At 53.1% G+C, this 25,792-nt stretch carries 26 protein-coding genes; 14 read left to right on the forward strand and 12 right to left on the reverse strand.

Translation table 11 applies throughout. The features are described from left to right. Window positions 1–61: 61 nt before the first annotated feature. The gene (gene proY, locus CWS43_RS03565) at window positions 62–1,492 is read left to right on the forward strand and encodes a proline-specific permease ProY (RefSeq protein WP_101075461.1); all 1,431 of its coding nucleotides are present in this window, start codon (window positions 62–64) and stop codon (window positions 1,490–1,492) included. 72 nt (window positions 1,493–1,564) lie between these two features. On the opposite strand, the gene ggt is transcribed toward proY, so the two are convergent. From ggt to CWS43_RS03580, 3 genes are all read right to left on the reverse strand, one after another. Then, the gene (gene ggt, locus CWS43_RS03570) at window positions 1,565–3,328 is read right to left on the reverse strand and encodes a gamma-glutamyltransferase (protein ID WP_101075462.1); all 1,764 of its coding nucleotides are present in this window, start codon (window positions 3,326–3,328) and stop codon (window positions 1,565–1,567) included. 266 nt (window positions 3,329–3,594) lie between these two features. Beyond that, window positions 3,595–4,197, reverse strand: coding sequence for a peroxiredoxin C (locus CWS43_RS03575; RefSeq protein ID WP_101075463.1), 603 nt, complete (start codon window positions 4,195–4,197; stop codon window positions 3,595–3,597). Window positions 4,198–4,421: 224 nt separating this feature from the next. Then, window positions 4,422–5,003 carry an ACP phosphodiesterase gene (locus CWS43_RS03580; RefSeq protein WP_101075464.1) on the reverse strand — a complete coding sequence of 194 codons (582 nt, stop codon included), beginning with the start codon at window positions 5,001–5,003 and terminating at the stop codon, window positions 4,422–4,424. A gap of 135 nt (window positions 5,004–5,138) precedes the next feature. Between CWS43_RS03580 and queA the strand changes: the two genes are divergently transcribed. The 5 genes from queA to secF all read left to right on the forward strand — a co-directional run bounded on the left by queA (window position 5,139) and on the right by secF (window position 10,807). Then, window positions 5,139–6,209, forward strand: coding sequence for a tRNA preQ1(34) S-adenosylmethionine ribosyltransferase-isomerase QueA (gene queA / locus CWS43_RS03585; protein ID WP_101075465.1), 1,071 nt, complete (start codon window positions 5,139–5,141; stop codon window positions 6,207–6,209). Between the two features lie 114 nt (window positions 6,210–6,323). Further along, a complete protein-coding gene (tgt, locus tag CWS43_RS03590) occupies window positions 6,324–7,448 on the forward strand; it encodes a tRNA guanosine(34) transglycosylase Tgt (RefSeq protein ID WP_101075466.1) in 1,125 nt (374 codons plus the stop codon). A gap of 166 nt (window positions 7,449–7,614) precedes the next feature. Continuing rightward, on the forward strand, window positions 7,615–7,950 hold the full coding sequence (gene yajC / locus CWS43_RS03595; protein WP_101075467.1) for a preprotein translocase subunit YajC: 336 nt from the start codon (window positions 7,615–7,617) through the stop codon (window positions 7,948–7,950). 27 nt (window positions 7,951–7,977) lie between these two features. Beyond that, window positions 7,978–9,825 (forward strand): protein translocase subunit SecD, encoded by a 1,848-nt coding sequence (secD, locus tag CWS43_RS03600; RefSeq protein WP_101075468.1) that lies wholly within the window; start codon window positions 7,978–7,980, stop codon window positions 9,823–9,825. A gap of 10 nt (window positions 9,826–9,835) precedes the next feature. After that, window positions 9,836–10,807: a protein translocase subunit SecF gene (gene secF / locus CWS43_RS03605; RefSeq protein WP_101075469.1), complete on the forward strand. Its 972-nt coding sequence runs from the start codon at window positions 9,836–9,838 to the stop codon at window positions 10,805–10,807. 80 nt (window positions 10,808–10,887) lie between these two features. On the opposite strand, the gene CWS43_RS03610 is transcribed toward secF, so the two are convergent. Further along, window positions 10,888–11,463: a DUF3251 domain-containing protein gene (locus CWS43_RS03610; RefSeq protein ID WP_101075470.1), complete on the reverse strand. Its 576-nt coding sequence runs from the start codon at window positions 11,461–11,463 to the stop codon at window positions 10,888–10,890. A gap of 161 nt (window positions 11,464–11,624) precedes the next feature. On the opposite strand from CWS43_RS03610, the gene nrdR reads away from it, so the two are divergent. From nrdR to pgpA, 6 genes are all read left to right on the forward strand, one after another. After that, window positions 11,625–12,074, forward strand: coding sequence for a transcriptional regulator NrdR (gene nrdR / locus CWS43_RS03615; protein WP_015698341.1), 450 nt, complete (start codon window positions 11,625–11,627; stop codon window positions 12,072–12,074). 9 nt (window positions 12,075–12,083) lie between these two features. Then, complete coding sequence (gene ribD / locus CWS43_RS03620; protein ID WP_101075471.1) at window positions 12,084–13,232, forward strand: bifunctional diaminohydroxyphosphoribosylaminopyrimidine deaminase/5-amino-6-(5-phosphoribosylamino)uracil reductase RibD; 1,149 nt, start codon at window positions 12,084–12,086, stop codon at window positions 13,230–13,232. Between the two features lie 138 nt (window positions 13,233–13,370). After that, window positions 13,371–13,841, forward strand: a complete 471-nt coding sequence (ribE, locus tag CWS43_RS03625) for a 6,7-dimethyl-8-ribityllumazine synthase (RefSeq protein WP_101075472.1) — start codon at window positions 13,371–13,373, stop codon at window positions 13,839–13,841. Window positions 13,842–13,861: 20 nt separating this feature from the next. Beyond that, a complete protein-coding gene (gene nusB / locus CWS43_RS03630) occupies window positions 13,862–14,275 on the forward strand; it encodes a transcription antitermination factor NusB (RefSeq protein WP_101075473.1) in 414 nt (137 codons plus the stop codon). A 166-nt stretch (window positions 14,276–14,441) separates the two neighbouring features. Then, the gene (gene thiL / locus CWS43_RS03635) at window positions 14,442–15,428 is read left to right on the forward strand and encodes a thiamine-phosphate kinase (RefSeq protein ID WP_101075474.1); all 987 of its coding nucleotides are present in this window, start codon (window positions 14,442–14,444) and stop codon (window positions 15,426–15,428) included. 62 nt (window positions 15,429–15,490) lie between these two features. Beyond that, the gene (pgpA, locus tag CWS43_RS03640; protein ID WP_101075798.1) at window positions 15,491–15,979 is read left to right on the forward strand and encodes a phosphatidylglycerophosphatase A; all 489 of its coding nucleotides are present in this window, start codon (window positions 15,491–15,493) and stop codon (window positions 15,977–15,979) included. Window positions 15,980–16,061: 82 nt separating this feature from the next. On the opposite strand, the gene CWS43_RS03645 is transcribed toward pgpA, so the two are convergent. From CWS43_RS03645 to xseB, 4 genes are all read right to left on the reverse strand, one after another. Next, window positions 16,062–17,036, reverse strand: a complete 975-nt coding sequence (locus tag CWS43_RS03645; protein WP_101075475.1) for an aldo/keto reductase — start codon at window positions 17,034–17,036, stop codon at window positions 16,062–16,064. Window positions 17,037–17,187: 151 nt separating this feature from the next. Beyond that, window positions 17,188–19,050 carry a 1-deoxy-D-xylulose-5-phosphate synthase gene (gene dxs / locus CWS43_RS03650; RefSeq protein WP_101075476.1) on the reverse strand — a complete coding sequence of 621 codons (1,863 nt, stop codon included), beginning with the start codon at window positions 19,048–19,050 and terminating at the stop codon, window positions 17,188–17,190. Window positions 19,051–19,068: 18 nt separating this feature from the next. Then, entirely contained in the window at window positions 19,069–19,998 is a 930-nt protein-coding gene (gene ispA, locus CWS43_RS03655) for a (2E,6E)-farnesyl diphosphate synthase (protein WP_101075477.1), read from the reverse strand. A 6-nt stretch (window positions 19,999–20,004) separates the two neighbouring features. Beyond that, window positions 20,005–20,247, reverse strand: coding sequence for an exodeoxyribonuclease VII small subunit (gene xseB, locus CWS43_RS03660; protein ID WP_013576657.1), 243 nt, complete (start codon window positions 20,245–20,247; stop codon window positions 20,005–20,007). A 275-nt stretch (window positions 20,248–20,522) separates the two neighbouring features. On the opposite strand from xseB, the gene thiI reads away from it, so the two are divergent. Then, window positions 20,523–21,971, forward strand: a complete 1,449-nt coding sequence (gene thiI / locus CWS43_RS03665; RefSeq protein WP_101075478.1) for a tRNA uracil 4-sulfurtransferase ThiI — start codon at window positions 20,523–20,525, stop codon at window positions 21,969–21,971. A 66-nt stretch (window positions 21,972–22,037) separates the two neighbouring features. On the opposite strand, the gene yajL is transcribed toward thiI, so the two are convergent. The 3 genes from yajL to CWS43_RS27150 are packed head-to-tail and all read right to left on the reverse strand — an operon-like array spanning window position 22,038 to window position 23,732. Next, on the reverse strand, window positions 22,038–22,646 hold the full coding sequence (yajL, locus tag CWS43_RS03670; RefSeq protein ID WP_101075479.1) for a protein deglycase YajL: 609 nt from the start codon (window positions 22,644–22,646) through the stop codon (window positions 22,038–22,040). Further along, window positions 22,609–23,520 carry a 2-dehydropantoate 2-reductase gene (gene panE / locus CWS43_RS03675; protein WP_101075480.1) on the reverse strand — a complete coding sequence of 304 codons (912 nt, stop codon included), beginning with the start codon at window positions 23,518–23,520 and terminating at the stop codon, window positions 22,609–22,611. Before panE ends, yajL begins: the two co-directional genes overlap by 38 nt. Then, entirely contained in the window at window positions 23,517–23,732 is a 216-nt protein-coding gene (locus tag CWS43_RS27150) for a hypothetical protein (RefSeq protein ID WP_157825346.1), read from the reverse strand. The genes panE and CWS43_RS27150 overlap by 4 nt, the downstream gene beginning before the upstream one ends. Window positions 23,733–23,780: 48 nt before the next feature. On the opposite strand from CWS43_RS27150, the gene CWS43_RS03680 reads away from it, so the two are divergent. Next, window positions 23,781–24,272 carry a YajQ family cyclic di-GMP-binding protein gene (locus CWS43_RS03680; RefSeq protein ID WP_101075481.1) on the forward strand — a complete coding sequence of 164 codons (492 nt, stop codon included), beginning with the start codon at window positions 23,781–23,783 and terminating at the stop codon, window positions 24,270–24,272. 168 nt (window positions 24,273–24,440) lie between these two features. On the opposite strand, the gene CWS43_RS03685 is transcribed toward CWS43_RS03680, so the two are convergent. Then, window positions 24,441–25,739: a Gfo/Idh/MocA family protein gene (locus tag CWS43_RS03685; protein ID WP_101075799.1), complete on the reverse strand. Its 1,299-nt coding sequence runs from the start codon at window positions 25,737–25,739 to the stop codon at window positions 24,441–24,443. Window positions 25,740–25,792 lie beyond the last annotated feature (53 nt).

A 25,792-nucleotide genomic window follows, 5' to 3' on the forward strand; every position in this document is an offset into this window, starting at 1 on the left:
CAGGTAAAAAAGCTAATTTCTTAAAATACGCATTTTTGATATTTAAAAAACATACGGGTTAATGCACATGCAGCAAGAAGCTGAACAACCAACAGAGCAAAAAGAAGCGCCAGGCACGAAGCTAAAACGTGGCCTGACAACGCGCCATATTCGCTTTATGGCACTGGGATCAGCCATCGGTACAGGGTTATTTTACGGATCTGCCGATGCCATCAAAATGGCCGGGCCAAGCGTGCTGCTGGCGTATCTGGTCGGCGGGATCATCGCATTTATCATCATGCGTGCGCTGGGCGAGATGTCCGTTAATAATCCGCAGAGCGGGTCGTTTTCCCGTTATGCACAGGATTATCTCGGGCCGATGGCCGGGTACATCACCGGCTGGACGTATTGTTTTGAGATTCTGATTGTCGCGATTGCCGATGTTACGGCGTTCGGTATTTACATGGGCGTGTGGTTCCCGGATGTACCGCAATGGACCTGGGTACTGAGCGTGGTGCTGATAATCGGCGCTATCAATCTGGTGAGCGTGAAGGTGTTCGGTGAGCTGGAGTTCTGGTTCTCCTTCTTCAAAGTGTTCACCATCATCATCATGATCATTGCCGGTTTCGGTATTATCTTCTGGGGCATTGGCAACGGCGGGCAGGCGACCGGTATCCACAATCTGTGGACGAACGGTGGCTTCTTCAGCCAGGGCATCATGGGCACGATCCTGTCATTGCAGCTGGTGATGTTTGCCTACGGCGGTATCGAAATCATCGGTATTACCGCCGGTGAAGCAGAAGACCCGAAGAAATCCATTCCGAAAGCCATCAACTCCGTTCCGCTGCGTATTCTGGTGTTCTACGTAGGTACGCTGTTTGTGATTATGTCGATTTTCCCCTGGAATCAGGTGGGTACGCAGGGCAGCCCGTTTGTGCTGACGTTCCAGCACATGGGCATTGCGGCGGCAGCAACCATTCTGAACTTCGTGGTGATCACCGCGTCTCTTTCTGCGATTAACAGTGACGTATTCGGCGTGGGCCGTATGCTGCACGGTATGGCAGAGCAGGGGCAGGCGCCTAAAATGTTCAGCAAAGTTTCGCGTCTCGGCACGCCGTGGGTCACCGTTCTGGTGATGATGGCCGCACTGCTGGTGGCGGTCTATCTGAACTACATCATGCCGTCCAATGTCTTCCTGGTGATTGCTTCTCTGGCGACTTTCGCGACCGTCTGGGTGTGGATTATGATCCTGTTCTCCCAGATCGGTTTCCGTCGCAAACTCAGCAAACAGCAGATCAAAGAGCTGGAATTCCCGCTACGTGGCGGCGTTTACACCTCAGTCTTCGGGATTATTTTCCTGGTGTTTATCATAGGGCTGATTGGTTACTTCCCGGATACCCGCGTGTCGCTATATGTCGGTCTGGTTTGGGTTGTGGCGCTGCTGGTCGGTTACCGCTTCAAATTGCGTAACGATCGTAAGAAAGCAGCACTGACGCTCAGCAATAAAGCGTAAGCAAGCACTTACCTACGGCTGATAAATAAAAGCCCCGACATCATGATGATATCGGGGCTTTTTTAGTGTGGCTTAATAGCCTGTAGCGGCACCGGCAGGGCGCCGCACGTCATTCGCGCCGTACAGATAGCCTTCACGGACTTTCCCCGAAACCGCCGAGTCGTTGCCTGAATTCACAGGCGTAACACCCGCAGCGCCCGGCAGACCCACCAGAATCAGCTCTGTGGCACCCCACGGAGTTTGCTCAACCATTTTGTATCCCATTTTTTGCAGGATATTCAGGCTGTCCTGAGAAACACCGCGCTGCTCGTAATACACCTCGTCCGGCAGCCACTGATGATGAATGCGCGGCGCATCGACTGCTTCCTGCGGAGGCATCCCGTAATCAATCACGTTCAGCGCGGTTTGCAGCGTGATGGTGATGATACGTGAACCGCCCGGAGACCCCAGAACCATGAAAATTTTGCCGTCTTTAGTCACCAGGCTCGGGCTCATCGACGATAGTGGGCGCTTACCGGGGGCGATGGCGTTCTTGGTTCCCTGCACCAAACCGTACAGGTTTTTCTCACCAACTTTAGTGGTGAAGTCATCCATCTCGTCGTTCAGGAAGAAGCCGGTTCCCGGTGCAATCACCACGGAACCAAAGCGGCCATTGACGGTATACGTGGTGGAAACGGCGTTGCCCATTTTATCGACGATGGAATAATGCGTCGTTTCCGGCTTCTCGTGCGGTTCCATGCCCGGCTGAACCTGCGTGGAAGGCGTTGCTTTATCCGCTTCTATCTTCTTACGGATTTCTTCGGCGTAGCTTTTACTGACCAGACGGTCGATGGGGTTTTTCACAAACTCCGGGTCGCCGAGATAGGTATTGCGGTCCATATAGGCGTGGCGCATAGCTTCGGTGAGAACATGAATGGACGCTGCCGAGTTGAAGCCCATGCTTTTCAGGTCGTAGCCTTCAACGATGTTGAGAATTTCACACATCGTCACACCACCCGAACTCGGAGGCGGTGCGGAAACAAATTTGTAGCCGCGATAGCTGCAGGTGATTGGTGTGTCTTCTGTCACTTTGTAACTGGCGAAATCTGCCGCGGTCAGGATGCCTCCGCCTTTCTTCGATGCGGCTTCAACTGCTGCCGGGATTTTGCCTTTGTAGAAGGCATCCGGGCCGTGTTGAGAAATGGATTCGAGCGTGTTGGCTAAATCGGTCTGCACCAGTTTGTCGCCGGGTTGCAGGGCGCTGCCGTCTTTACGCAGGAAAATGCGGGCGGCTTCCGGATCTTCTTTGAAGCGCTTAACCGTCGTATCGAGAATATCGGTATCTGCGCGGGTCAGTACAAAGCCCTGACGCGCCAGTTTAATCGCCGGCGCCATCACCTGCTGGCGGGTCAGTTTGCCGTATTCCTTCTGAACGGTGTCCATTCCCAGTACGGTTCCCGGCACGCCTGCGGCCAGATAGCCGTAAAGGCTGGCACCTTTTTTCACATTTCCGTCGGCATCCAGGTACATATTGGCGCTGGCGGCGGCGGGAGCCGTTTCGCGGAAGTTGATAAACGTGTCTTTTCCATCAGCCAGATGCACCGTCATGAAGCCACCGCCGCCGATATTGCCACAGCATGGGTTAACGACGGCCTGTGCGTAACCGACAGCGACGGCCGCATCAATGGCGTTTCCGCCCATTTTCAGAATGTCGACGCCAACCTGTGACGCCAGATATTGCGAGGTGACGACCATTCCGTTTTTAGCTTCGACCGCCGGGTTAGATGCTGCGTACAGCGGGAGGCTGGTCAGCATTGCCAGTGCGAGGACTGATTTTTTCCATGGATTCCGTAGCATTCAAACTCCTATTTTTACCCTGTCTTTTAGAGTCATAACCTTCAGGTTATTGTGTGATAACGCTTTTTTAATGGCGATGTTGTTCCGTTCGCCAGGGAATTTTATGCAAAGCGCACGCCATTCTGGCGATAACCGGACGTTTTCAGCGTAGACGTAAATGAGAGGGAACGGGTCGGCGGGGCGGGAAAATGTGATCGGGGCAAATCCGGCGCAAAAAAAACGGCCAGCTAAGCTGACCGTTGATAACCGTTAAATCCGTGAAGGGATTACAGGTTTGAAGCGTTTTCAGACAGGTATTTAGCTACGCCATCCGGAGATGCGCCCATGCCTTTTTTGCCTTTTTCCCACTGAGCCGGGCACACTTCGCCGTGCTCTTCGTGGAATTGCAGTGCGTCAACCATACGCAGCATTTCGTCGATGTTACGACCTAATGGCAGATCGTTCACAACCTGGTGACGAACAACGCCTTCTTTGTCGATCAGGAAAGAGCCGCGCAGTGCAACGCCAGCGTCCGGATGTTCGATACCGTAGGCTTTCTGAATTTCGCGTTTGATATCTGCAACCATTGCGTATTTAACAGGGCCGATACCGCCTTTCTCAACCGGCGTGTTACGCCATGCGTTGTGAACAAACTCAGAGTCGAAGGAAACGCCTACAACTTCTACGCCACGTTTCTGGAATTCTTCGTAACGGTGATCAAAAGCGATCAGCTCAGAAGGACATACGAAGGTAAAGTCCATTGGCCAGAAGAAGATAACAGTTGGTTTGCCTGCAGTGTGTTTTTTGAAGTTGAAGTTTTCAACTACTTCGCCGCTGCCCAGTACTGCTGCTGCGGTGAAGTCAGGGGCTGGGCGAGTTACCAGAACCATAATATTACTCCTTTTGAAACCCTTAAGGGCAACGTAGGTGAGTGGAAAGGGTGAACAAAACGACTGCCAGTATAGGGGCAAGCCTTTAGTGAATAAACCCCATTACACCAATCAATCAGATAGCATCCGGCTATCAGTTTTTGAACTAAGTCGCGAAGTTCTTTAACAACAGCCCTCTGTTTTGCAAGGAAATGAGCGGTAGTTCACAATTTAGGCTGCATTTATCAGATTTCACGATTCATTGCCTGCTGCATCATGGCCGGATAAAACTGCCAAAATAGTTGCTCAAGGGCGTCGTAATTGAGTTCGATATCATGAAAAGAGCCGGCCAGCGCGCTGAGTTTCGGACGCCGGTTCGCCATGCCGCGCAGCACATCACTAATAAAAGGCAGCACCGCGTAGCGTTCCATCCAGCGTTCCGGCCACAGATACGCATTCAGGTTCTGGAAGCGTTCCGGCATATCAGGAAGTTGAGGCGTAATTTCCTGCTGGCAGGCATCGAGGAAATCCTCCAGGGACTGCTGCGGATGGAGTGTGGCCCAGTGACGTGACAGAAAGTGATCCCAGACAACATCCAGCGTAATCGGAGCAACACGGCGAAAATCGTCACGGAAATAGCTGCGGGCGATTTTGACTTCCGGCAGGGAATCGGTCATGACATCTACGCGGCGGTGCATGCGGATCCCGCTGACAATTTCCGGGCTGTACTGCCCGTCAGGATTACCGCGAACGAAGTCAGCCAGCAGGTTGCCGGTCAGGGAACTGTCAGCTAATGACGCTAACTGGAGGTGGGCTAAAAAATTCATTGGCGGAGTATAACGCAGGAAAGTTGATCCCTGACAGGGCAGCGGGTGCCTTTCTTCGCGCATAAGCTTGCAGGGGATGCCCCGTCCCACTAGACTAAGCCGCCTGTTTTTGTCGTTAAAGTGAAGTGAAAAGCTATGCGTGTTGCCGATTTTTCTTTTGAACTCCCGGAATCCCTGATTGCCCGCTATCCGCAGACCCAGCGCAGCGGCTGTCGTTTGTTGTCTCTTGACGGGCCGAGCGGTGAGTTAACGCACGGCGTGTTCACCGATATTCTCGATAAAATCCTGCCCGGCGATCTGCTGGTCTTCAATAATACCCGCGTGATCCCGGCCCGTGTTTTTGGCCGTAAAGTCAGCGGCGGTAAAATTGAAGTGCTGGTTGAGCGTGTGCTCGATTCGCACCGCGTTCTGGCGCACGTTCGCGCATCGAAATCGCCAAAGCCGGGCGCTGAACTGCTGCTGGGTGATAACGAAGACATTAAAGCCACGATGGTGGCGCGTCACGACACCTTGTTCGAACTGCAATTTAATGAAGACCGCGATGTCTTTACGCTGCTCAACGAAATCGGCCATATGCCGTTGCCGCCTTATATTGACCGTCCGGATGAAGACGCTGACCGCGAGCTGTATCAGACGGTTTACAGCGAACGTCCGGGCGCTGTTGCCGCCCCGACTGCCGGTCTGCACTTTGACCAGCCGCTGCTGGACGCGCTGAAAGAAAAAGGCGTTGAGCTGGCGTTTGTCACGCTACATGTCGGCGCGGGGACTTTCCAGCCGGTGCGCGTTGACACCATTGAAGACCACATCATGCACGCTGAGTACGCCGAAGTGCCTCAGGAAGTTGTAGATGCGGTTCTGGCGTGTAAAGCGCGCGGCAATAAAGTGGTGGCAGTAGGCACCACGTCGGTCCGTTCGCTGGAAAGCGCAGCGAAGGCCAGCGAAGACGCGCTGATCGCGCCGTTCTTTGGCGATACTAAAATTTTCATTTACCCGGGTTATAACTATCAGGTGATTGATTGCCTGATTACCAATTTCCACCTGCCTGAATCCACGCTGATCATGCTGGTGTCGGCGTTTGCCGGGTATAAAAATACCATGAATGCTTACCACCAGGCGGTGGCAGAGCAGTACCGTTTCTTCAGTTACGGCGATGCGATGTTCATTAACCGTAACCCGCTGGCACCGCAGGAAGTGGTGGGTCAGTAAACCTGAATCAGCAGTTAACGGCCCGGACGCACTCGGTGTATTCGGGCTTTCTTTTCCGGGCGTCATGCCACGGACTTAACCTCATCAGACTGTTTCTCTGATGCTGGAGGCAATGTGAAGTACGAATTAAGCACTACCGATGGCCGCGCGCGCCGCGGACGTCTGGTCTTTGAACGCGGCGTGGTCGAAACCCCGGCATTTATGCCCGTAGGCACTTACGGCACCGTTAAAGGCATGACCCCGGAAGAAGTTAAAGAAACCGGCGCACAGATTTTACTGGGCAACACGTTCCACCTTTGGCTGCGTCCGGGTCAGGAAATCATGAAGCTGCACGGCGATCTGCATGATTTCATGAACTGGCATGGCCCGATCCTTACCGATTCCGGTGGCTTCCAGGTCTTCAGCCTGGGCGCGATGCGTAAGATCAAAGAAGAGGGCGTGCATTTCCGCAACCCGATCAACGGTGATCCGGTGTTCCTGAGCCCGGAAAAATCCATGGAGATTCAAAACGATCTCGGTTCTGACATCGTGATGATCTTCGATGAATGTACGCCATACCCTGCTGACTGGGATTACGCAAAACGTTCAATGGAAATGTCTTTACGCTGGGCAAAACGCAGCCGCGATCGCTTCAACGAATTGAATAATAAGAATGCTTTGTTCGGTATTATTCAGGGAAGCGTTTACGAAGATTTACGAGATGTATCACTAAAAGGGCTGGTAGATATCGGCTTTGATGGTTACGCTGTGGGCGGTTTGGCGGTAGGCGAGCCGAAAGAAGACATGCACCGTATCCTTGAGCACGTTTGCCCGCAAATCCCGGAAGACAAACCCCGTTATCTGATGGGGGTGGGTAAACCGGAGGATTTGGTTGAAGGCGTACGTCGCGGTATCGATATGTTTGACTGCGTCATGCCAACGCGTAATGCGCGTAACGGCCATCTGTTTGTCACCGACGGCATCGTGAAAATCCGTAACGCCAAACATAAAGATGACACTTCGACGCTCGACGAACACTGTGATTGTTACACATGTCGCAATTATAGCCGCGCCTACTTGCATCATCTTGACCGTTGCAACGAAATTCTCGGTGCGCGGTTGAATACCATTCATAACCTGCGTTATTACCAGCGTCTGATGGCTGGTTTACGTCAGGCTATTGAAGAAGGTAAATTAGAAACGTTTGTAACAGACTTCTACGAGCGTAAAGGCAAGCCAGTTCCGCCTTTAAACTTCTGATTTCTTTGCTATATCGGCATCATCGCAAGGCGGTGCCGATTTTATCATTTGTTGAACCGGCATAATGGGGTATTGTGCGAGACGTTTCATCGCCAGACTCCGGTTCGGATCCGCGATTTGTTCTACAACAACTATTTTGCTTCACAACAACAATGAGGGAAATTAAATGAGCCTTTTCATTTCTGATGCAGTTGCTGCTGCTGGAGCTCCGGCTCAAGGGAACCAATTGACCACTCTTATACCTATGCTGGTGATTTTTGGTCTGATCTTCTATTTCATGATCCTGCGCCCGCAGCAGAAACGTTCTAAAGAACACAAAAAACTGATGGACTCCATCGGTAAAGGTGATGAAGTGATGACTACCGGTGGTCTGATCGGTCGCGTAACGAAAGTAGCTGATACCGGTTACGTTGTTATCGCACTGAACGATACCAACGAAGTGATGATCAAACGTGACTTCGTGGCAGCCGTTCTGCCAAAAGGCACGATGAAGTCTATCTAATTTTCGATTTTCCCGAAGGGAACTGCCGTGTTAAACCGTTATCCTGCGTGGAAGTATCTGATGTTGATCGTTGTGGTCATCGTCGGGCTGCTTTATGCACTTCCCAACCTTTATGGTGAGGATCCGGCTGTTCAAATCACTGGTGCTCGGGGTTCCGACGCCAGTGCAGCAACGCTGGACCAAGTCCGTAACGTATTAGATCAAAATAAAATCCAGAGCAAATCTATTGCCCTGGAAAATGGCGCTATTCTTGCCCGTTTTAGAGATACGGATGTTCAGCTTCGCGCCCGTGAAGCACTGACCGGCGTACTGGGTGATAAATTTGTCATTGCACTCAATCTGGCTCCGGCAACGCCGCGCTGGCTGGCTATGCTGGGTGCTGAGCCGATGAAGCTTGGCCTTGATTTACGTGGTGGTGTGCACTTCCTGATGGAAGTCGATATGGATACCGCGTTAACCAAGCTGCAAGAACAAACCATGGATAATATGCGCAGTGATTTGCGCGATAAGAACATCCCTTACTCCACGGTGCGTAAACTCGACAACTATGGCGTTGAAGTGCGTTTCCGTGATGCGGCGACCCGCGATGCGGCCGTCAGCTATCTGAGCCCACGTCACCGTGATTTAGTGATCACCAACAGTGGCGATACTGCTGCCAATGTGGTGATGACTGATGCCCGCCTGAATGAGGCGCGCGAGTATGCTGTTCAGCAAAACATCACTATCCTGCGTAACCGCGTAAACCAACTGGGTGTCGCCGAGCCGCTGGTGCAGCGTCAGGGTGCTGACCGTATTGTGGTTGAGTTGCCTGGTATTCAGGATACTGCACGCGCTAAAGAAATTTTAGGTGCAACCGCGACACTGGAATTCCGTCTGGTTAACACGAATGTGGATGCTTCTTCTGCTTCAGCGGGCCGCGTGCCGGGTGACAGTGAAGTGAAAGACATGCGTGATGGTCGTCCGGTTGTTCTGTACAAACGCGTGATTCTGACCGGCGACCACATTACTGATTCCACATCCAGCATGGATGAATACAATCAGCCGCAGGTTAACATCTCTCTTGACAGTGCAGGCGGTAACGCCATGTCTAACTTCACCAAGGACAACATCGGCAAACCGATGGCAACCCTGTTCGTGGAGTACAAAGACAGCGGTAAGAAAGATGCAAATGGCCGTGCGATCCTGGCGAAACAAGAAGAAGTTATTAACGTCGCGACGATTCAGTCACGTCTGGGTAACAGCTTCCGTATCACCGGGGTGAACGATCCGAATGAAGCGCGTCAGCTGTCTCTGCTGCTGCGTGCCGGTGCTCTGATTGCGCCAATTCAGATTGTTGAAGAACGCACCATCGGCCCGACCTTAGGATTGGAAAATATCAAACAAGGTCTGGAAGCCTGTCTGGCAGGGCTTGTGGTCTCAATTATCTTCATGCTGTTCTTCTATAAGAAGTTTGGCCTGATTGCGACCTCTGCGCTGATTGCTAACCTGGTGCTTATTGTTGGGATTATGTCTCTGATTCCCGGGGCGACGCTCACTATGCCAGGCATTGCGGGTATCGTATTAACCCTTGCCGTAGCGGTTGATGCCAACGTGCTGATCAATGAACGTATTAAGGAAGAACTTAGTAACGGACGTTCAGTACAGCAGGCTATTGAGGAAGGTTACAAAGGCGCGTTCAGCTCCATCTTTGATGCCAACGTCACGACGCTCATCAAGGTTATCATCCTGTATGCCGTCGGCACCGGGGCAATTAAAGGCTTTGCGATTACAACCGGTATTGGTGTAGCGACGTCAATGTTTACCGCAATCGTCGGTACCCGTGCCATCGTAAACCTGTTGTACGGCGGCAAGCGCATCAAAAAGCTGTCTATCTGAGGAGTGCGTTGTGGCACAGGAATATACTGTTGAACAATTAAACCATGGCCGTAAAGTCTATGACTTTATGCGCTGGGATTACTGGGCTTTCGGTATCTCCGGTTTCCTGTTGATCCTTTCTATCGCCATTATCGGTGTGAAAGGTTTCAACTGGGGTCTGGATTTCACCGGCGGTACGGTTATTGAAATCTCGCTGGAAAAACCTGCGGATTTGGACGCGATGCGCGCAGCGCTTCAGAAAGCAGGCTTTGCTGATCCGCTGGTACAGAACTTTGGTAGCAGCCGTGACATCATGGTCCGCATGCCACCGACTCAGGGTGAAACAGGCGGCCAGGTTCTGGGTACCAAAGTTCTTAGCGTGATTAACGAAACGACCAGCCAGAATGCCCAGGTGAAACGCATCGAGTTCGTCGGGCCGAGCGTAGGGGCCGATCTGGCGCAGAATGGTGCTATGGCGCTGTTAGTGGCACTGATCGCTATCCTGATTTACGTCGGTTTCCGCTTCGAGTGGCGTCTGGCGGCAGGTGTTGTTATCGCGCTTGCTCACGACGTTGTGATCACCATGGGTGTACTCTCGTTGTTCCATATCGAAGTTGACTTGACCATCGTCGCTTCACTGATGTCGGTTATTGGCTACTCGCTTAACGACAGCATCGTGGTATCGGACCGTATTCGTGAGAACTTCCGCAAGATCCGTCGCGGGACACCTTACGAAATCTTTAACGTGTCGCTGACCCAGACGCTGCACCGTACATTAATCACATCCGGTACCACGTTAGTCGTGATCCTGATGTTGTATCTGTTTGGCGGTGCATTGCTCAGTGGTTTCTCACTGACCATGTTGATTGGTGTTTCAATCGGTACGGCTTCATCAATCTACGTTGCGTCCGCGCTGGCTCTGAAACTGGGCATGAAGCGTGAACATATGTTGCAGCAGAAAGTGGAAAAAGAAGGTGCAGATCAGCCTTCGATTCTGCCGTAATCTGCCGGTAGCGTAGAAAGTAAAAACCCCGCAATGCGGGGTTTTTTTATGTCTGATTTCTAAAACTGAAAGCCAAATTTTTACTTCGCCGGAACCGGTTCTGCGGCCTGAGCGGGTTTCTGCGTGGCGACAATATTATGCAGATGAACAAAGCCCAGCGTTTCGACCGTCACCTGATCGAATTTCACCTCTATCGTTTTCACCGGACCCGGTAATAAATCCGGTTCAACCGTGATGGTCTGCGTTTGCATATCTACAGTCAGCGGTTTACCGGTTACCGGATCCAGCTGGCCCCAGTTCAGTGTGGCGGTAAATGCAGGCAGCGGCTGGCCGGCATTGTTTTTAATCTCTAATACGGCCTGAACGCCGCTAGCATCCGGGGCGACGCGGGTCAGTGCAAGGCTCAGTTCGCCAATTTCACTCTTCACCAGTGCAGCGCTTTTCGCCGCAGGAAGCAAATAGACCCCGTTAGTAGACTGGCGGTTCAGCGTAGTTTGCTGTTCCAGTGCTGTCGCCAGATCGGTCAGGCGGGAGAGTTTTTGGTTCAACTGGCCTACTTCGGCTTTCAGCTCCGGTAATTTGGGATCTTGCTGTGCGCAGCCCGACAGGCTGAACAATACAGCACAGGCCAGTAAGAGGCGGGGAGGTTTTGTCATATCAGAGACTTCCTTTCATCTGCCCGTTGAAACATTCGGTCCGGGCACCAATATAAGATGAGTAAGTTTAACCTGATGTCTATGAAAGTAGCGACAGCCTTTGTTGTCAGCACACTTCGGGGTAAACTGATGTCCAATTATGCCCGCTGTCAGGAAGTGCTATGCATTGCCCATTTTGTGCCGCTGTTGATACTAAAGTCATCGATTCCCGTCTGGTAGGCGATGGATCTCAGGTTCGCCGCCGCCGTCAGTGCCTGGTGTGCCATGAACGTTTCACCACATTTGAAGTGGCGGAACTGGTGATGCCGCGCGTCATTAAAAGCAATGAAGTCCGTGAACCGTTCAATGAAGACAAACTTCGCGGTGGCTTTCTGAAAGCGCTGGAAAAAAGACCGGTCAGCTCCGACGACGTCGAAACTGCCATCAGCCACATTAAATCGCAGTTACGGGCTACCGGTGAACGTGAAATTCCTGCCAAAATGATTGGCAATCTGGTGATGGATGCCCTGAAAGGGCTGGATAAAGTCGCCTACATCCGCTTCGCATCGGTTTATCGCAGCTTTGAAGATATCCGCGAGTTTGGCGAAGAGATTGCCCGTCTTCAGGACTAAGGAAAGTTAATGCTCCCCGAACAGCCTGCCGGAACATCGTCTGAGGAATTACACCGTGATGAACGTTTTATGGCGCGTGCTTTTGAGCTGGCGCGTCGCGGACGTTTCACCACCACACCCAATCCGAACGTCGGCTGCGTGATCGCCCTTAATGGCGAAATCGTCGGTGAGGGCTATCATTTGCGTGCCGGTGAACCGCATGCGGAAGTTCATGCATTACGCATGGCCGGTGAGAAAGCCCGGGGCGCGACCGCGTATGTCACGCTCGAGCCGTGCAGCCATCACGGGCGTACGCCGCCTTGTGCAGATGCATTGCTGGCCGCAGGCGTTGCCCGCGTTGTCGCGGCGATGCAGGATCCCAATCCGGAAGTTGCGGGCCGGGGATTATATCGCCTCAGGCAAAATGGCGTTGAGGTCAGCCACGGGCTGATGCATTCGCAGGCGGAAGCCGTGAATCTCGGTTTCCTTAAACGTATGCGTACCGGTTTTCCTTACGTGCAGCTCAAAATGGGCGCGTCGGTGGATGGCAGAACCGCTATGGCCTCGGGCGAAAGCCAGTGGATCACGTCCGCTGCGGCGCGCGCCGATGTTCAGCGTTTTCGCGCAGAAAGCTCGGCTATTCTGAGCACCAGCGCGACGGTTCTGGCAGACAATCCGTCGCTGACCGTACGCTGGGACGAACTGGGCAGCGATGTGCAGGCGGTTTATCCGCAGGAAAATCTGCGTCAGCCGCTGCGCGTTATTCTCGACAGCCAGAATCGCGTCACGCCACAGCATCAGCTGGTGAATTTACCCGGCAACGTGTTGCTGGCGCGTCTGGACACCGACACACAAATCTGGCCCGAATCCGTCGAACAATGGCGCGTGGCCGGACGTGATAATCGTATTGATCTGGTTCTGCTGATGATGCAACTGGCGAAACGTCAGGTAAATTCCATCTGGGTAGAAGCGGGTGCGCAACTGGCGGGCGCCTTATTACAGGCGGGTCTGGTTGATGAATTAATCGTTTATATGGCACCGAAACTATTAGGTAATAATGGCCGCGCGCTGTGTGAACTGCCCGGTTTAACGCATCTGGCCGATGCTCCTGAATTTGCTTTCAGCGATGTCAGGCAAATTGGCCCGGATTTACGTTTGCGCCTGAAGCCGGTGTACTAAACAACACGTACTGAGAATTTTACGCCTCTCTGTCTGAATGGGTTTGAAAAGCGCATGTCCAGACAGGGTAATTTTATGATAGAATCCGCCCCCCTGCGGCGGGGGTTAGAAACTCCTGAACCCACTTTAAGGAAAACTATGAACGTTATCGAAGGTGCTGTAGCCACGCCGAACGCGCGCGTAGCGATCGCGATTGCTCGTTTTAATAATTTCATCAACGACAGCCTGCTGTCAGGTGCTGTTGATGCGTTGAAACGTATCGGTCAGGTCAGCGATGACAACATCACCGTAGTCTGGGTCCCTGGCGCATACGAATTGCCTCTGGCAACCCGTGCACTGGCTGAAAGCGGTAAGTACGACGCCGTTGTTGCGCTCGGAACTGTGATCCGCGGGGGCACTGCCCACTTTGAATTCGTCGCGGGCGAATGTAGCTCTGGCCTGTCCAGCGTTGCAATGAACAGCGAAATCCCGGTTGCCTTTGGTGTGCTGACGACAGAAAGCATCGAACAAGCCATCGAACGCGCAGGGACAAAAGCCGGTAACAAAGGTGCAGAAGCTGCACTGACCGCGCTTGAAATGATTAATGTTATCAAGGCTATTAAGGCCTGAATCTAGTTAAGGGGAAATCCGTGAAACCTGCTGCTCGTCGCCGCGCCCGTGAATGTGCCGTCCAGGCGCTTTACTCCTGGCAGTTGTCGAAAAATGACATCGCCGATGTTGAATTAGAATTCCTGACCGAGCAGGATGTCAAAGACGTAGACATTGCCTATTTCCGCGAACTGCTGTCTGGTGTGGCAAACAGTGCAGAGAAACTCGATGCATTGATGGCGCCATACCTGTCCCGCCAGTTGGATGAATTGGGCCAGGTGGAAAGAGCGATTTTGCGTCTGGCTCTGTTTGAGCTGAGCAAACGCCAGGACGTCCCTTACAAAGTGGCGATCAACGAAGCTATCGAACTGGCTAAAACCTTCGGTGCTGAAGACAGTCACAAGTTTGTCAACGGTGTGCTGGACAAAGCGGGCCCGCACATTCGTAAAAAATGATCGTCAGCCAGCGTCAGTGGCATTCACAAATGGCGACAGTCATTTTCGGTGCAATACTGACTCTGTTGATAATCTGGTGATGTCACCTCGCTTATCCTCTGTGTGACACCCCTTTTTAAGGCCGGGCTTCCGGCCTTAAGTCATTCTAACGATTTGGAATTGTACTATGGCATGCGGCGAATTTGATGTAATCACTCGCTACTTCAACAGGTTCAGAACCGCCCGACAGGATGTTCAGTTAGGCATTGGTGATGATTGTGCCTTACTGACGGTGGGCGAGAAGCAACTTTTAGCAGTCAGTACCGATACTCTGGTCGAAGGCATCCATTTTCTCAAAACGATTTCACCGGCTGATCTCGGCTACAAAGCGCTGGCCGTTAACCTCAGCGATCTGGCTGCCATGGGCGCCGATCCTGCGTGGGTTTCGCTGGCGCTGACGCTTCCTGAAGTGAACCCGGACTGGTTGCAGGCCTTCAGTGACAGCCTTTTCGACCAGCTCAATTATTACGGTATGCAGCTGATTGGCGGTGACACCACCCGCGGTCCGCTGAGCATGACACTGACCATTCAGGGGCTGGTTCCCGCTGGTCGCGCATTAACACGCGGCGGTGCAGGCGTCGGAGACTGGATCTTCGTCACCGGCACGCTGGGCGACAGCGCGGCGGGTCTGGCGATCCTTCTCGAAGAGCTGAATGTCAGTGATATTCCAACCCGAGATTTCTTGCTGAAACGCCATCTGCGTCCGTCACCCCGCGTTTTGCAGGGGCAGGGATTGCGCGATTTAGCGACCTCCGCGATCGACCTGTCCGACGGGCTGATTTCTGATCTTAAACATATACTGAATGCCAGCGAATGCGGCGCGCGTCTGGATCTCGATGCGATCCCGTTCTCCGATGCCATGAAGTCGGTTGCTGACCCTGAACAGGCGCTGAAATGGGCGCTGACCGGCGGCGAAGATTACGAACTGTGTTTCACCGTACCGGAAATCAACCGTGGCGCGCTGGATGTTGCGCTCAGCCATCTGGGTGTTGATTTCACCTGTGTCGGGCAAATTGCTCCGCTTTCTGAAGGCCTCAAATTTATGCGTTCCGGGGCCGCCGTTGAGCTTGAATGGCAGGGGTTCGATCATTTTGCCGGTAAGGAGTTGTTGTGAATATAAGCCGTAAAAAACGCCCGGCAGGGTACAAAGGAAAAACCGGTGATCCGGTGCAGGACATGGCGGCTGCGAAAAAGCGCCTGAACCTGCGTAATCCGTGGCACTTGCTGGCAACAGGTTTCGGCAGTGGTTTGTTTCCTGTCGGGCCGGGCACCGCCGGTTCGATTGCGGCAATTCCGTTTTGGATCGTGATGACTTACCTGCCGTGGCAGGTGTATTCCATGATCGTCATGTTCAGCATCTGTATTGGTGTGTACCTGTGCCGCCAGACGGCGCGTGATATGCGGGTTCATGACCACGGCAGTATCGTGTGGGATGAATTTGTCGGGATGTGGATCACCCTGATGGCAATCCCCGTAAATGACTGGCGCTGGGTGCTGATCGGATTTATCGTTTTCCGCGTGCTGGATATCTGGAAACCGTGGCCAATCCGCTGGTTTGATCGCAACGTTCAGGGCGGGATGGGGATCATGATCGATGATGTGGTCGCCGGTGTTCTGGCAGCCGCGATTATCTATCTGGTGGGGCATCACTGGCCGTTGTTCTGAGCTGATTTGCTGTGATGTAAAAGGCGCTGCCGGTTTCCCGCAGCGCCTTTTTTACGTTTCAACCACTTGTCAGCAACTGAGATTATTTAAAACCGGTGGCCTCGTGCGGCACATAAGCCATTTCCAGCTCTGCAATTTCTTCTGCTGACAGCGTGACGTCCAGCGCACCAATAGCATCCGTAAGATGTGCGGGGCGGGATGCGCCGATAATCGGTGCGGTCACGACCTGTTTGCTGAGGATCCACGCCAGCGCAATTTGCGCCCGCGGCACGCCGTGATCTTCCGCAATTTTGCCTACACGTTCAGCGATTTTACCGTCCGCTTCGTCCGTCGCGTCGTACAGCGTTTTGGCAAAGTTATCCGAAACAGAACGTGCGGTGGTTTCGCCCCACGGACGGGTGAGTTTACCGCGCGCCAGCGGGCTCCACGGCAGAACCGCAATCCCTTTTTCCAGACACAACGGGTACATTTCGTTTTCTTCTTCGCGCTGGATCAGGTTGTACTGGTCCTGCATTGATACAAAACTCGCCCAGCCATTTTGCGCGGAGACATCCAGCGCCTGCTTAAACTGATGGGCGTGCATGGAAGATGCGCCGATAAAACGTGCCTTACCGGCTTTTACGACGTCATTCAGCGCTTCCAGCGTTTCTTCGATAGGTGTCTCGTAATCCCAGCGGTGGATTTGCAGTAAATCGACATATTCCATGCCGAGGCGGCGCAGGCTGTCATCAATAGATTGCAGGATTGATGCGCGGGAAAGCCCCGGTTTCAGGCCGGTGACGGCGTTGTAAACCTTGGTCGCCACGACAATTTCATCACGCTTTGCAAAGTCCTTCAGCGCGCGGCCGACGATTTCTTCGCTGCTGCCGTCGGAATAGCTGTTGGCGGTATCAAAGAAATTTATTCCCGCCTCAAGGGCCTGTTTGATGATCGGGCGGCTGCTTTCTTCGGGCAGCGTCCATGCGTGGGTCCCTCGATCCGGTTCACCGAACGTCATACAGCCAAGGCACAGGCGTGAAACGTTCAGGTCGGTTTTTCCTAGAATAGTGTATTGCATGACATCTCCTGGTCAGGACGAATTGAAGTCAGAAAGTCGTGAAAATGATTAGCACGCTATAACTGTAGCTTACTGAACGGCAGGATTGGGTGACGGTGGAAAAGTTAGAAAGGGAAAATCCCCTCTTTCAAGCAGAAAGAGGGGAAAAGGATCAGGCCAGCCAGTCGGTGATCTGACGATCGATGCCTTCAGCATCCAGCCCCAGATCGTGACGGATTTCGTCCTGTGTGCCCTGTGGAACAAAGCTGTCCGCAAGGCCGATATTGAGCACCGGCACCAGAATGCGTTTGGACATCAGCAGTTCATTCACGCCGCTGCCCGCACCGCCCATAATGGCGTTTTCTTCCAGCGTCACCAGCACTTCATGGCTGGCCGCCAGTTCCTGAATCAGGGCTTCATCCAGCGGTTTGACAAAACGCATATCCACGACGGTGGCATTACGCTTTTCAGCTGCTGCCAGCGCGTCCGGCAGCAAAGTACCGAAGTTCAGGATGGCCACTTTTTCGCCTTCACGGCGCACAACGCCTTTGCCAATTGGCAGCGAAGCCAGCGGTTCGCAGGTGGCGCCCGTGCCGCTGCCGCGCGGATAACGCACCGCAACCGGGCCGCTGTTATGGTGATAACCGGTATGCAGCATCTGGCGACATTCATTTTCATCGCTTGGCGTCATGATGGTCATGTTCGGAATGCAGCGCAGGAAGGACAGGTCGAAAGCGCCCTGATGCGTCTGACCATCCGCTCCGACGATGCCGCCACGGTCAATGGCGAACAGCACCGGCAGATTCTGGATGGCCACATCGTGGATCACCTGATCGTACGCACGTTGCAGGAACGTCGAGTAAATCGCCACAATCGGCTTGTAGCCGCCAATAGCCAGACCGGCGGCAAACGTCACGGCGTGCTGTTCAGCAATCGCAACGTCGAAATACTGCTGCGGATATTCACGCGAGAAGCGCACCATGCCGGAGCCTTCGCGCATCGCAGGCGTAACCGCCATCAGTTTGCTGTCTTTGGCCGCTGTTTCGCACAACCAGTCGCCAAAGATTTTGGAATAGGTTGGCAGGCCTTCTTTGCTTTTTGGCAACGTGCCTGAAGCCGGATCGAATTTTGGCACGGCGTGGAAACTGATCGGATCCTTTTCCGCCGGCGCGTAGCCTTTGCCTTTCTTGGTCATGATGTGCAGCAATTGCGGGCCTTTCAGCTCGCGCATGTTTTTCAGCGTTTGCGCCAGTGCAACCACGTCGTGCCCGTCAACCGGACCAATATAGTTAAAGCCCAGCTCTTCAAACAGCGTGCCCGGCACCATCATGCCTTTCAGATGTTCTTCAGTACGACGTACCAGCTCTTTAATCGGCGGCAGGCCGGAAAGCACTTTTTTACCGCCTTCACGCAGACGCGAATACAGTTTTCCGGACAGCAACTGCGCCAGATGATTGTTCAGCGCACCGACGTTTTCGGAAATCGACATCTCGTTATCATTGAGGATAACCAGCATGTCAGGTTTGATATCGCCCGCGTGGTTCATGGCCTCGAAAGCCATCCCGGCGGTGATGGCGCCATCGCCAATCACGCAAACGGTGCGTCGGCCTTTGCCTTCACGCTCGGCGGCTACGGCCATGCCCAGACCGGCACTGATGGACGTCGAGGAGTGACCCACGGACAACGTGTCGTATTCGCTTTCGCCGCGCCACGGGAACGGATGAAGCCCGCCTTTCTGGCGGATGGTGGAAATGCGTTCGCGACGGCCGGTCAGAATCTTGTGCGGATAGGCCTGATGGCCCACATCCCAGACCACATGGTCGAAGGGCGTGTTGTAGACATAATGCATGGCGACGGTCAGTTCTACCGTTCCCAAACCGGACGCAAAGTGTCCGCTGGACTGGCTGACGCTGGCCAATAAATATTGACGCAGTTCGTCACAGAGCTTGGGTAAGCTCTCTTTTGGGAGTGAGCGGAGATCTTCAGGATTCTCCGCCAGCGCCAGTGTCGGGTATTTGGCTAATTCAAGACTCATCAGTTGCTCATAGTAAGTTTAATTATCGCGTTCAATGATAAAGCTGGCTAACGCGAGAAGTGGCGCTGTGTTGTAAGAAAGTGCAGCCAGCTGATCCAGTGCGGAAACGGCTTCCTGATACAGATCCATCGCTTTGGCTTTTGCGCCATCCAGGCCCAGCAGGGCCGGGTAAGTACTTTTACCGAGTTGTTGATCCGCGCCCTGACGTTTGCCCAGCGTGGCGGTATCGCCAATCACATCCAGAATATCGTCCTGAACCTGAAACGCTAAACCAATCGCCTGTGCGTAGTTATCGAGGATCGGCAACACGGCGCGTCCGGGTTCACCGGCGGCCAGCGCACCCATGCGCACGGCGGCGCGTATCAGCGCACCGGTTTTGTGGCGGTGGATTTTCTCCAGCGCTTCAAGATCAACCTGCTGACCTTCGGCGGCTAAATCTAAAGCCTGACCGCCGCACATGCCGCTGGCTCCGCTGGCGCTGGCCAGTTCGGAAATCATCGACAGGCGATCTTTCACGGCCACATCCGGCATATCGCCATCGGCGAGAATCGAAAATGCCAGTGTCTGCAACGCATCGCCGGCAAGAATGGCATTGGCTTCGCCGAATTTAATGTGGCAGGTCGGCTGACCGCGGCGTAAATCGTCGTCGTCCATCGCAGGTAAATCATCGTGGATCAGGGAATACGCATGAACGCATTCTACTGCCGCCGCGGGTACGTCCAGATTTTTCAAGTCCAGGCTGAACAGCTGACCGCTGGCATACACCAGATACGGGCGCAGACGTTTTCCGCCCAGCAGCGAACCGTAGCGCATCGCGTCCACCAGCGGTAAATCCGCCAGAGGCTGTGCGCTGACGTAGGCCGTCAAAACACCGTCGACACGCTTTTGCATGGCACGAAGTTCGCCCGTAAAGCTGTCAGAAGAAGATAAGGAGATCGCTTCAGACATGACCAGTTACTCTGCTTCCGGGGTGAAAGGGGTCAGCGGGGCATCATTATCACTGTCGAGCAGGATCTGAACACGTTGCTCTGCCTGCTGAAGTTTTTGCTGTCCCTGACGTGCCAGCTGGACGCCTTGTTCAAATTCGTTCAGCGCATCTTCCAGAGGCAGCTCGCCAGATTCAAGGCGGGAAACGATCTGTTCCAGTTCGGCCAGGGCCGTTTCAAAATTGGCAGGTGGTGCAGATTTTTTTGGCATAATTCTCTTTTGATATCGTTGATCAGAATTGATGATCAGAGGTCTGAGCCGCAGAGCCGGTTTTCAGCCTCGAGAGACATTCCTGTTCAGCATGACATCTGCTGTCGGGTTTTGTGCACAGAGTACGCATTTTAAATGATATACTCTGCGCCGCAGATATTATTGCTAAGCCCAATGTGACACATAACATACATCTGGCTTAGCAATAATAGGATCCTAGATCCTTATTCAGCGACTTACTACCCCGTTTTTTCACCCGCTAACAAAAGACTGCCATGAAGTTTATCATTAAATTGTTCCCTGAAATCACCATCAAGAGCCAATCTGTGCGTTTGCGCTTCATTAAGATCCTCTCAAGCAGCATTCGCAACGTGGTGCGACCGCATGATGAGACGCTGGCAGTAGTCCGCCATTGGGATCATATCGAAGTTCGCAGCAAAGACGAAAGCAAACACGACCTGATTCAGGAATTACTCTGCCGTATTCCGGGTATCCGTTATGTCGAGGAAGTGGAAGACCGTCCTTACACGGATCTTCACGATATTTTCGAACAAACGCTGGAAGCGTATCGTGCTGAAGTAGAAGGTAAAACGTTCTGCGTGCGCGTTAAGCGTCGCGGTAAACATGATTTTTCTTCGACTGAAGCAGAACGTTACATCGGTGGCGGCCTGAACCAGCACATCGAATCTGCGAAGGTCAGTCTGACCGCGCCACAGGTGACGGTGAAACTGGAAATCAACGACGACAAACTGGTTCTGGTGAAAAGCCGTCTCGAAGGTCAGGGCGGTTATCCGATCGGCACGCAGGAAGACGTGATGTCGCTGATTTCCGGTGGTTTCGACTCCGGCGTATCCAGTTATATGCTGATGCGTCGCGGCTGTCGTGTGCATTATTGCTTCTTCAATCTGGGCGGCGCGGCGCATGAAATTGGCGTGAAACAGGTGGCACATTATCTGTGGAACCGTTTTGGCAGCTCACACCGCGTGCGTTTCATCTCTGTCGATTTCGAACCGGTCGTCGGTGAGATCCTCGAGAAAGTGGAAGACGGCCAGATGGGCGTGGTGCTCAAACGTATGATGGTGCGCGCCGCTTCTTCTATTGCTGAACGTTATGGCGTACAGGCGCTGGTGACCGGCGAAGCGCTGGGCCAGGTGTCCAGCCAGACGCTGACCAACTTACGCCTGATCGACAACGTGTCTGACACGCTGATCCTGCGTCCGCTGATTTCTCACGATAAAGAGCACATCATCAAGATTGCCCGTGAAATTGGTACGGAAGATTTCGCGAAAACTATGCCGGAATATTGCGGTGTGATTTCCAAAAGCCCGACCGTGAAAGCCGTAAAAGCGAAAATCGAAGCCGAAGAAGCGATGTTCGATTTCAGCGTGCTGGATAAAGTGGTCAGCGAAGCGCGAAATGTCGATATCCGCGAAATTGCAGCGCAAGCCGCAGAAGTCGTGCCGGAAGTTGAAACGGTCGCTGAATTTACGTCAACCGATATCGTGCTGGATGTCCGTGCGCCGGATGAAGTCGATGCGCAGCCGCTGACACTGGAAAACGTTGAGGTTAAACCTCTGGCGTTCTACAAACTGGCGACCCAGTTTGGCGATCTCGACCAGACTAAAACTTATCTGTTGTATTGCGACCGTGGCGTAATGAGCCGTTTGCAGGCTCTGTATCTGAAAGAGCAGGGCTTTAACAACGTCAAAGTCTACAGACCTTAACGCGTGTTCCTGATGTAAAAAAAGGGTTCAGCTATGCTGAGCCCCTTTTGCTTTGCGGCATCCTGATTAGGATTCGCGTGCACCTTCATCGGTGTAGTTGTAAATACCCGGCGCGAGGACAAGCTGTGCGGCAATTTCTGCTGCTTTGGTTTTGCCCAGAAGCAGGTCAATAATTTTAAGTGCAAACTCCATGGACGTTCCCGGTCCCTGGCTGGTGAGCAGGTTTACGCGCGGATCGAAAATCACCCGGCGATCGGACCATTTGTTCGGATCGATTTTGTCTTTCAGCCCCGGAAAGCCGGTCATGTTGCCGACGGGGAATAAATCGTGGTATTCCAGCACCAGCGCGGGTGCGGCGCAGATCGCCGCCACGATTTTACCGCTGACGTGCATCTGACGGACTTTCTCCACCAGCAACGGGCTTTCACTAAAACAGGTCGCGCCGCCAAGGCCACCGGGCAAAACAACGACGTCGTGGTCGTCATCGGCGACATCCACCAGCGCGGCGTCTGCCAGAATACGCACACCGCGTGAACAGCGGATTTCCAGATTGCCATCCCCCGCAACGCTGGCGGTCGTGACCTGGATACCGGCGCGAACCAGTAAATCAATCACGGTGACGGCTTCAATTTCCTCGCTACCAGGTGCCAGGCAGACCAGAACCGATGCGCTCATAGTCGTTTTCCTTTCTTTTAATTTGTTCAAATAATCGGGTGTTAACCGGTAAGTTGAGTCCGTATTTGCGTCCCCGACGCAGCAGGTAGCCGGTGATGTAATCAATTTCAGTGTGACGCTGATTGCGGATGTCCTGCAACATGGAAGAGTGATTGGCGGCGGTAGAATCAATCACCTGATAAACAAAGCTCAGCAGCGATTCGCTGTGAATTTCCACGCCTTCAATCGCCATGACCTGCGCGACTTCCTGACAGATTTGTTCAATCTGGTCGGCATACGCCAGCAAATCTCCGTTGGTACAATCGTATATCGTCGTCAGCGGATTAATGACGCAATTGACGGCCAGCTTATTCCATAAAGACGATTTGATGTTGTCGTGCCACGCGACGTCTGGCAGTGCCTGATGGAGAATATCGGCCAGTGAACTGAGCGCCGCACCGCGTGGTGACACCGGCCCGATATGTGTCGCCCCCGTGGCTACGTGGAGTATTGCATTCCCCTCGTGACGTGCCGCATGGGTCGTCGCCCCTTGTAAAATCGCCAGCCGGTTAGGCGGCAATTCATCGACGGTTCCCATGCCGTTGTGCAGCAATAATATCGCGCAATTATCGTTAAGCATCGGCATCAGCGCGCTGACGGCCCCGGAAACCTGCCAGGCTTTCAGGGTCACGAGCAGTAATTCACTTTGCGCCAGATGCTCAGGATCGTTGGTGGGCAGGTTACGGTTAAAGGCGATGCCTTCGGGGGAAATCACGTTGACGGCACAAAATGGCTGCGGAATACGTATCCAGCCCTGAACGTCGTGGCCTTGCTGATAAAGTGCTGAAAGCCAAAGTTGCCCCAGCGCACCACAACCAAGAACTGTTATTTTCATTGTGCCTCCCGGGGAATGCGGCGAAAACCGCCGTTAAAGCCGGTTGTAGAAAGAATATTCTGCTGTCCGGTTATCTTATTAGTATAGACATTTGTGCTGCACATCACATTTTCACCTGCACTTTTTGACCATCGTGACATTGTGTGGCTGGTTTTTTGTTGCCGTTTGGCATCGACGGTTGAAGGCGGTATTATGCACGCCATCATCGACATTATGCTCGCCATAAAACGTGCAATACAAAACTACAGGGAGAAGCGATTATGCCGTCTTTTGACATTGTTTCCGAAATCGACATGCAGGAAGTGCGCAATGCCGTGGAAAATGCCAGCCGTGAACTGCAAACCCGCTGGGATTTCCGTAACATTCCTGCCAGCTTCGATCTCAACGAAAAGAACGAGAGCGTTAAAGTCGCCAGCGAATCTGATTTTCAGGTGAATCAGCTGGTGGATATTTTGCGTGAAAAGCTGGCCAAGCGTGGCATTGAAGGCGGCGCACTGGAAATTCCTGAGCAGATGGAGCACAGCGGCAAAACCTACAGCCTCGAAGCCAAACTGCATTCCGGAATTGAATCGGCGCTGGCGAAGAAAATCGTCAAGCTGATCAAAGACAGTAAGATTAAAGTGCAGGCGCAGGTTCAGGGTGATGAAGTGCGTGTCACCGGTAAAGCCCGCGATGACTTGCAGGCCGTCATGGCGCTGATCCGCAACGGGGATTTAGGCCAGCCGTTCCAGTTCAAAAACTTTCGCGACTGATAGCCTTCGCACTTCGCGCTGTGGATGCGTTGGCTTCTCTCCGGGATCCGAATCACTTACCCGTGTAAGCTCATCGGATCCCTTCGGTTGCCGCCTTCCCACAACACGAATTGCTTGGCTATTCATTATTCAGACAGGGACGCTTATTGCGTCCCTTTTTTACGGGCGCTATTTCTTCTGGCGCAGGCGTTTAACCAGTTCGAAGTCTTTGAAGTAAACCGGCCGGTCAGTTTGCATCGACAGGTTTCCGGCGATCCCTGTCAGGATCGACATGGCGCCAGCACGGTGATCGGCGGCGCGTTTTAAGGGGTCGTCTTTGCGTTCACCGAAGAGATCTTCCAGCATCGCATTATCGCCTCCGCCATGACCGCCTTCTCCAAGCTGGAACTGCGCCTGCCACGGTTTCGCAAACAACGGATAAACCGTGATTTCCGCTTTTTCAATACTGCCTTCGTTCTCCCGTTTACCGCCCGCATTCACGTAAGACATTTCGACAATTTTCATCTCGATACGGCCTTTCGTCCCGTTGAACACCACGTTCAGGCCTTCCCACGGCAGATAAGCGTTCAGGGAATAGGTGAGCTGCACTTTGTTCTGGTATTTCACCAGTACCGACAGCGTGTCCTCAATACTGATGCCGTCGCTGAAAACGTTCTGATCGCGGAAATAGTTATCTTCGTGTTCGGCATTGAGATACAGCGCCTTGAGCTGCGGATTGTCCGCCATATGCAGAGCAAAAGGATCGTTTTGCGCCTGTTTGTAGCCGTGAGCACGCGGATAGAAATCTTTCACGCCGCGCTTCTCGGCGTTTTCCTTACCGTAAAAACGTAAATCCCCCTGCGCATAGACTTTCTCCGGCGTGCTGTTGAGCCAGAAATTCATCAGGTCAAAATGATGTGTGGATTTATGCACCAGCAGGCCACCGGAATTGCGTTTCTCGCGGTGCCAGCGACGGAAGTAGTCGGCGCCGTGTTCAGTATTGAGCAGCCATTCGAAATGCACGGAAAGCACTTCGCCAATGGTTTCCTGCTGGAGCAGTTCGCGGATTTTGCTGTGATGCGGCGCGTAGCGGTAATTGAACGCGACGCGAACCTGATAACCCGTGGCGTCGACGGCGTCGAGAATGCGCAGCGCCCGGTTTTCATCAATGGTCATCGGTTTTTCGGTTATGACGTCACAACCGGCGTGCAGGGCGCGCACGATATAGTCGTCATGCGTGCGATCCATGCTGGTGACAATGACAATATCCGGTTTAGTTTCGTCGAGCATCGTATTGAAATCAGACGCTTTCCAGGTGGAGACCCGGGCAATACCGCTTTGCTCCAGTTGCTGATTCGCATAATCCATTCGCGTCTGGTTGGTGTCGCAGAAAGCGACAAATTTCGCATTGTGGCGATATTTACCGGTAATCGCTTCAATGTATAAACCTGAACGCCCGCCAGTACCGACTAAAGCATACGTTTTCATAGGATCCTCAAAAGGCCGTAAGGCCGTCATCACTGACAAAATTTTTGTTAAGG

This window comes from Rahnella sp. AA (assembly GCF_002834385.1).
Classification (GTDB): Bacteria; Pseudomonadota; Gammaproteobacteria; order Enterobacterales; family Enterobacteriaceae; genus Rahnella.

What these genes read in the sequence shown, in the direction of transcription:
- proY (WP_101075461.1), top strand. Translation starts at nt 62, where the DNA reads ATGCACATGCAGCAAGAAGCTGAACAACCAACAGAGCAAAAAGAAGCG.
- ggt (WP_101075462.1), bottom strand. Translation starts at nt 3,328, where the DNA reads ATGCTACGGAATCCATGGAAAAAATCAGTCCTCGCACTGGCAATGCTG.
- CWS43_RS03575 (WP_101075463.1), bottom strand. Translation starts at nt 4,197, where the DNA reads ATGGTTCTGGTAACTCGCCCAGCCCCTGACTTCACCGCAGCAGCAGTA.
- CWS43_RS03580 (WP_101075464.1), bottom strand. Translation starts at nt 5,003, where the DNA reads ATGAATTTTTTAGCCCACCTCCAGTTAGCGTCATTAGCTGACAGTTCC.
- queA (WP_101075465.1), top strand. Translation starts at nt 5,139, where the DNA reads ATGCGTGTTGCCGATTTTTCTTTTGAACTCCCGGAATCCCTGATTGCC.
- yajC (WP_101075467.1), top strand. Translation starts at nt 7,615, where the DNA reads ATGAGCCTTTTCATTTCTGATGCAGTTGCTGCTGCTGGAGCTCCGGCT.
- CWS43_RS03610 (WP_101075470.1), bottom strand. Translation starts at nt 11,463, where the DNA reads ATGACAAAACCTCCCCGCCTCTTACTGGCCTGTGCTGTATTGTTCAGC.
- nrdR (WP_015698341.1), top strand. Translation starts at nt 11,625, where the DNA reads ATGCATTGCCCATTTTGTGCCGCTGTTGATACTAAAGTCATCGATTCC.
- ribD (WP_101075471.1), top strand. Translation starts at nt 12,084, where the DNA reads ATGCTCCCCGAACAGCCTGCCGGAACATCGTCTGAGGAATTACACCGT.
- ribE (WP_101075472.1), top strand. Translation starts at nt 13,371, where the DNA reads ATGAACGTTATCGAAGGTGCTGTAGCCACGCCGAACGCGCGCGTAGCG.
- thiL (WP_101075474.1), top strand. Translation starts at nt 14,442, where the DNA reads ATGGCATGCGGCGAATTTGATGTAATCACTCGCTACTTCAACAGGTTC.
- pgpA (WP_101075798.1), top strand. Translation starts at nt 15,491, where the DNA reads ATGGCGGCTGCGAAAAAGCGCCTGAACCTGCGTAATCCGTGGCACTTG.
- CWS43_RS03645 (WP_101075475.1), bottom strand. Translation starts at nt 17,036, where the DNA reads ATGCAATACACTATTCTAGGAAAAACCGACCTGAACGTTTCACGCCTG.
- dxs (WP_101075476.1), bottom strand. Translation starts at nt 19,050, where the DNA reads ATGAGTCTTGAATTAGCCAAATACCCGACACTGGCGCTGGCGGAGAAT.
- ispA (WP_101075477.1), bottom strand. Translation starts at nt 19,998, where the DNA reads ATGTCTGAAGCGATCTCCTTATCTTCTTCTGACAGCTTTACGGGCGAA.
- xseB (WP_013576657.1), bottom strand. Translation starts at nt 20,247, where the DNA reads ATGCCAAAAAAATCTGCACCACCTGCCAATTTTGAAACGGCCCTGGCC.
- thiI (WP_101075478.1), top strand. Translation starts at nt 20,523, where the DNA reads ATGAAGTTTATCATTAAATTGTTCCCTGAAATCACCATCAAGAGCCAA.
- yajL (WP_101075479.1), bottom strand. Translation starts at nt 22,646, where the DNA reads ATGAGCGCATCGGTTCTGGTCTGCCTGGCACCTGGTAGCGAGGAAATT.
- panE (WP_101075480.1), bottom strand. Translation starts at nt 23,520, where the DNA reads ATGAAAATAACAGTTCTTGGTTGTGGTGCGCTGGGGCAACTTTGGCTT.
- CWS43_RS27150 (WP_157825346.1), bottom strand. Translation starts at nt 23,732, where the DNA reads ATGTCGATGATGGCGTGCATAATACCGCCTTCAACCGTCGATGCCAAA.
- CWS43_RS03680 (WP_101075481.1), top strand. Translation starts at nt 23,781, where the DNA reads ATGCCGTCTTTTGACATTGTTTCCGAAATCGACATGCAGGAAGTGCGC.
- CWS43_RS03685 (WP_101075799.1), bottom strand. Translation starts at nt 25,739, where the DNA reads ATGAAAACGTATGCTTTAGTCGGTACTGGCGGGCGTTCAGGTTTATAC.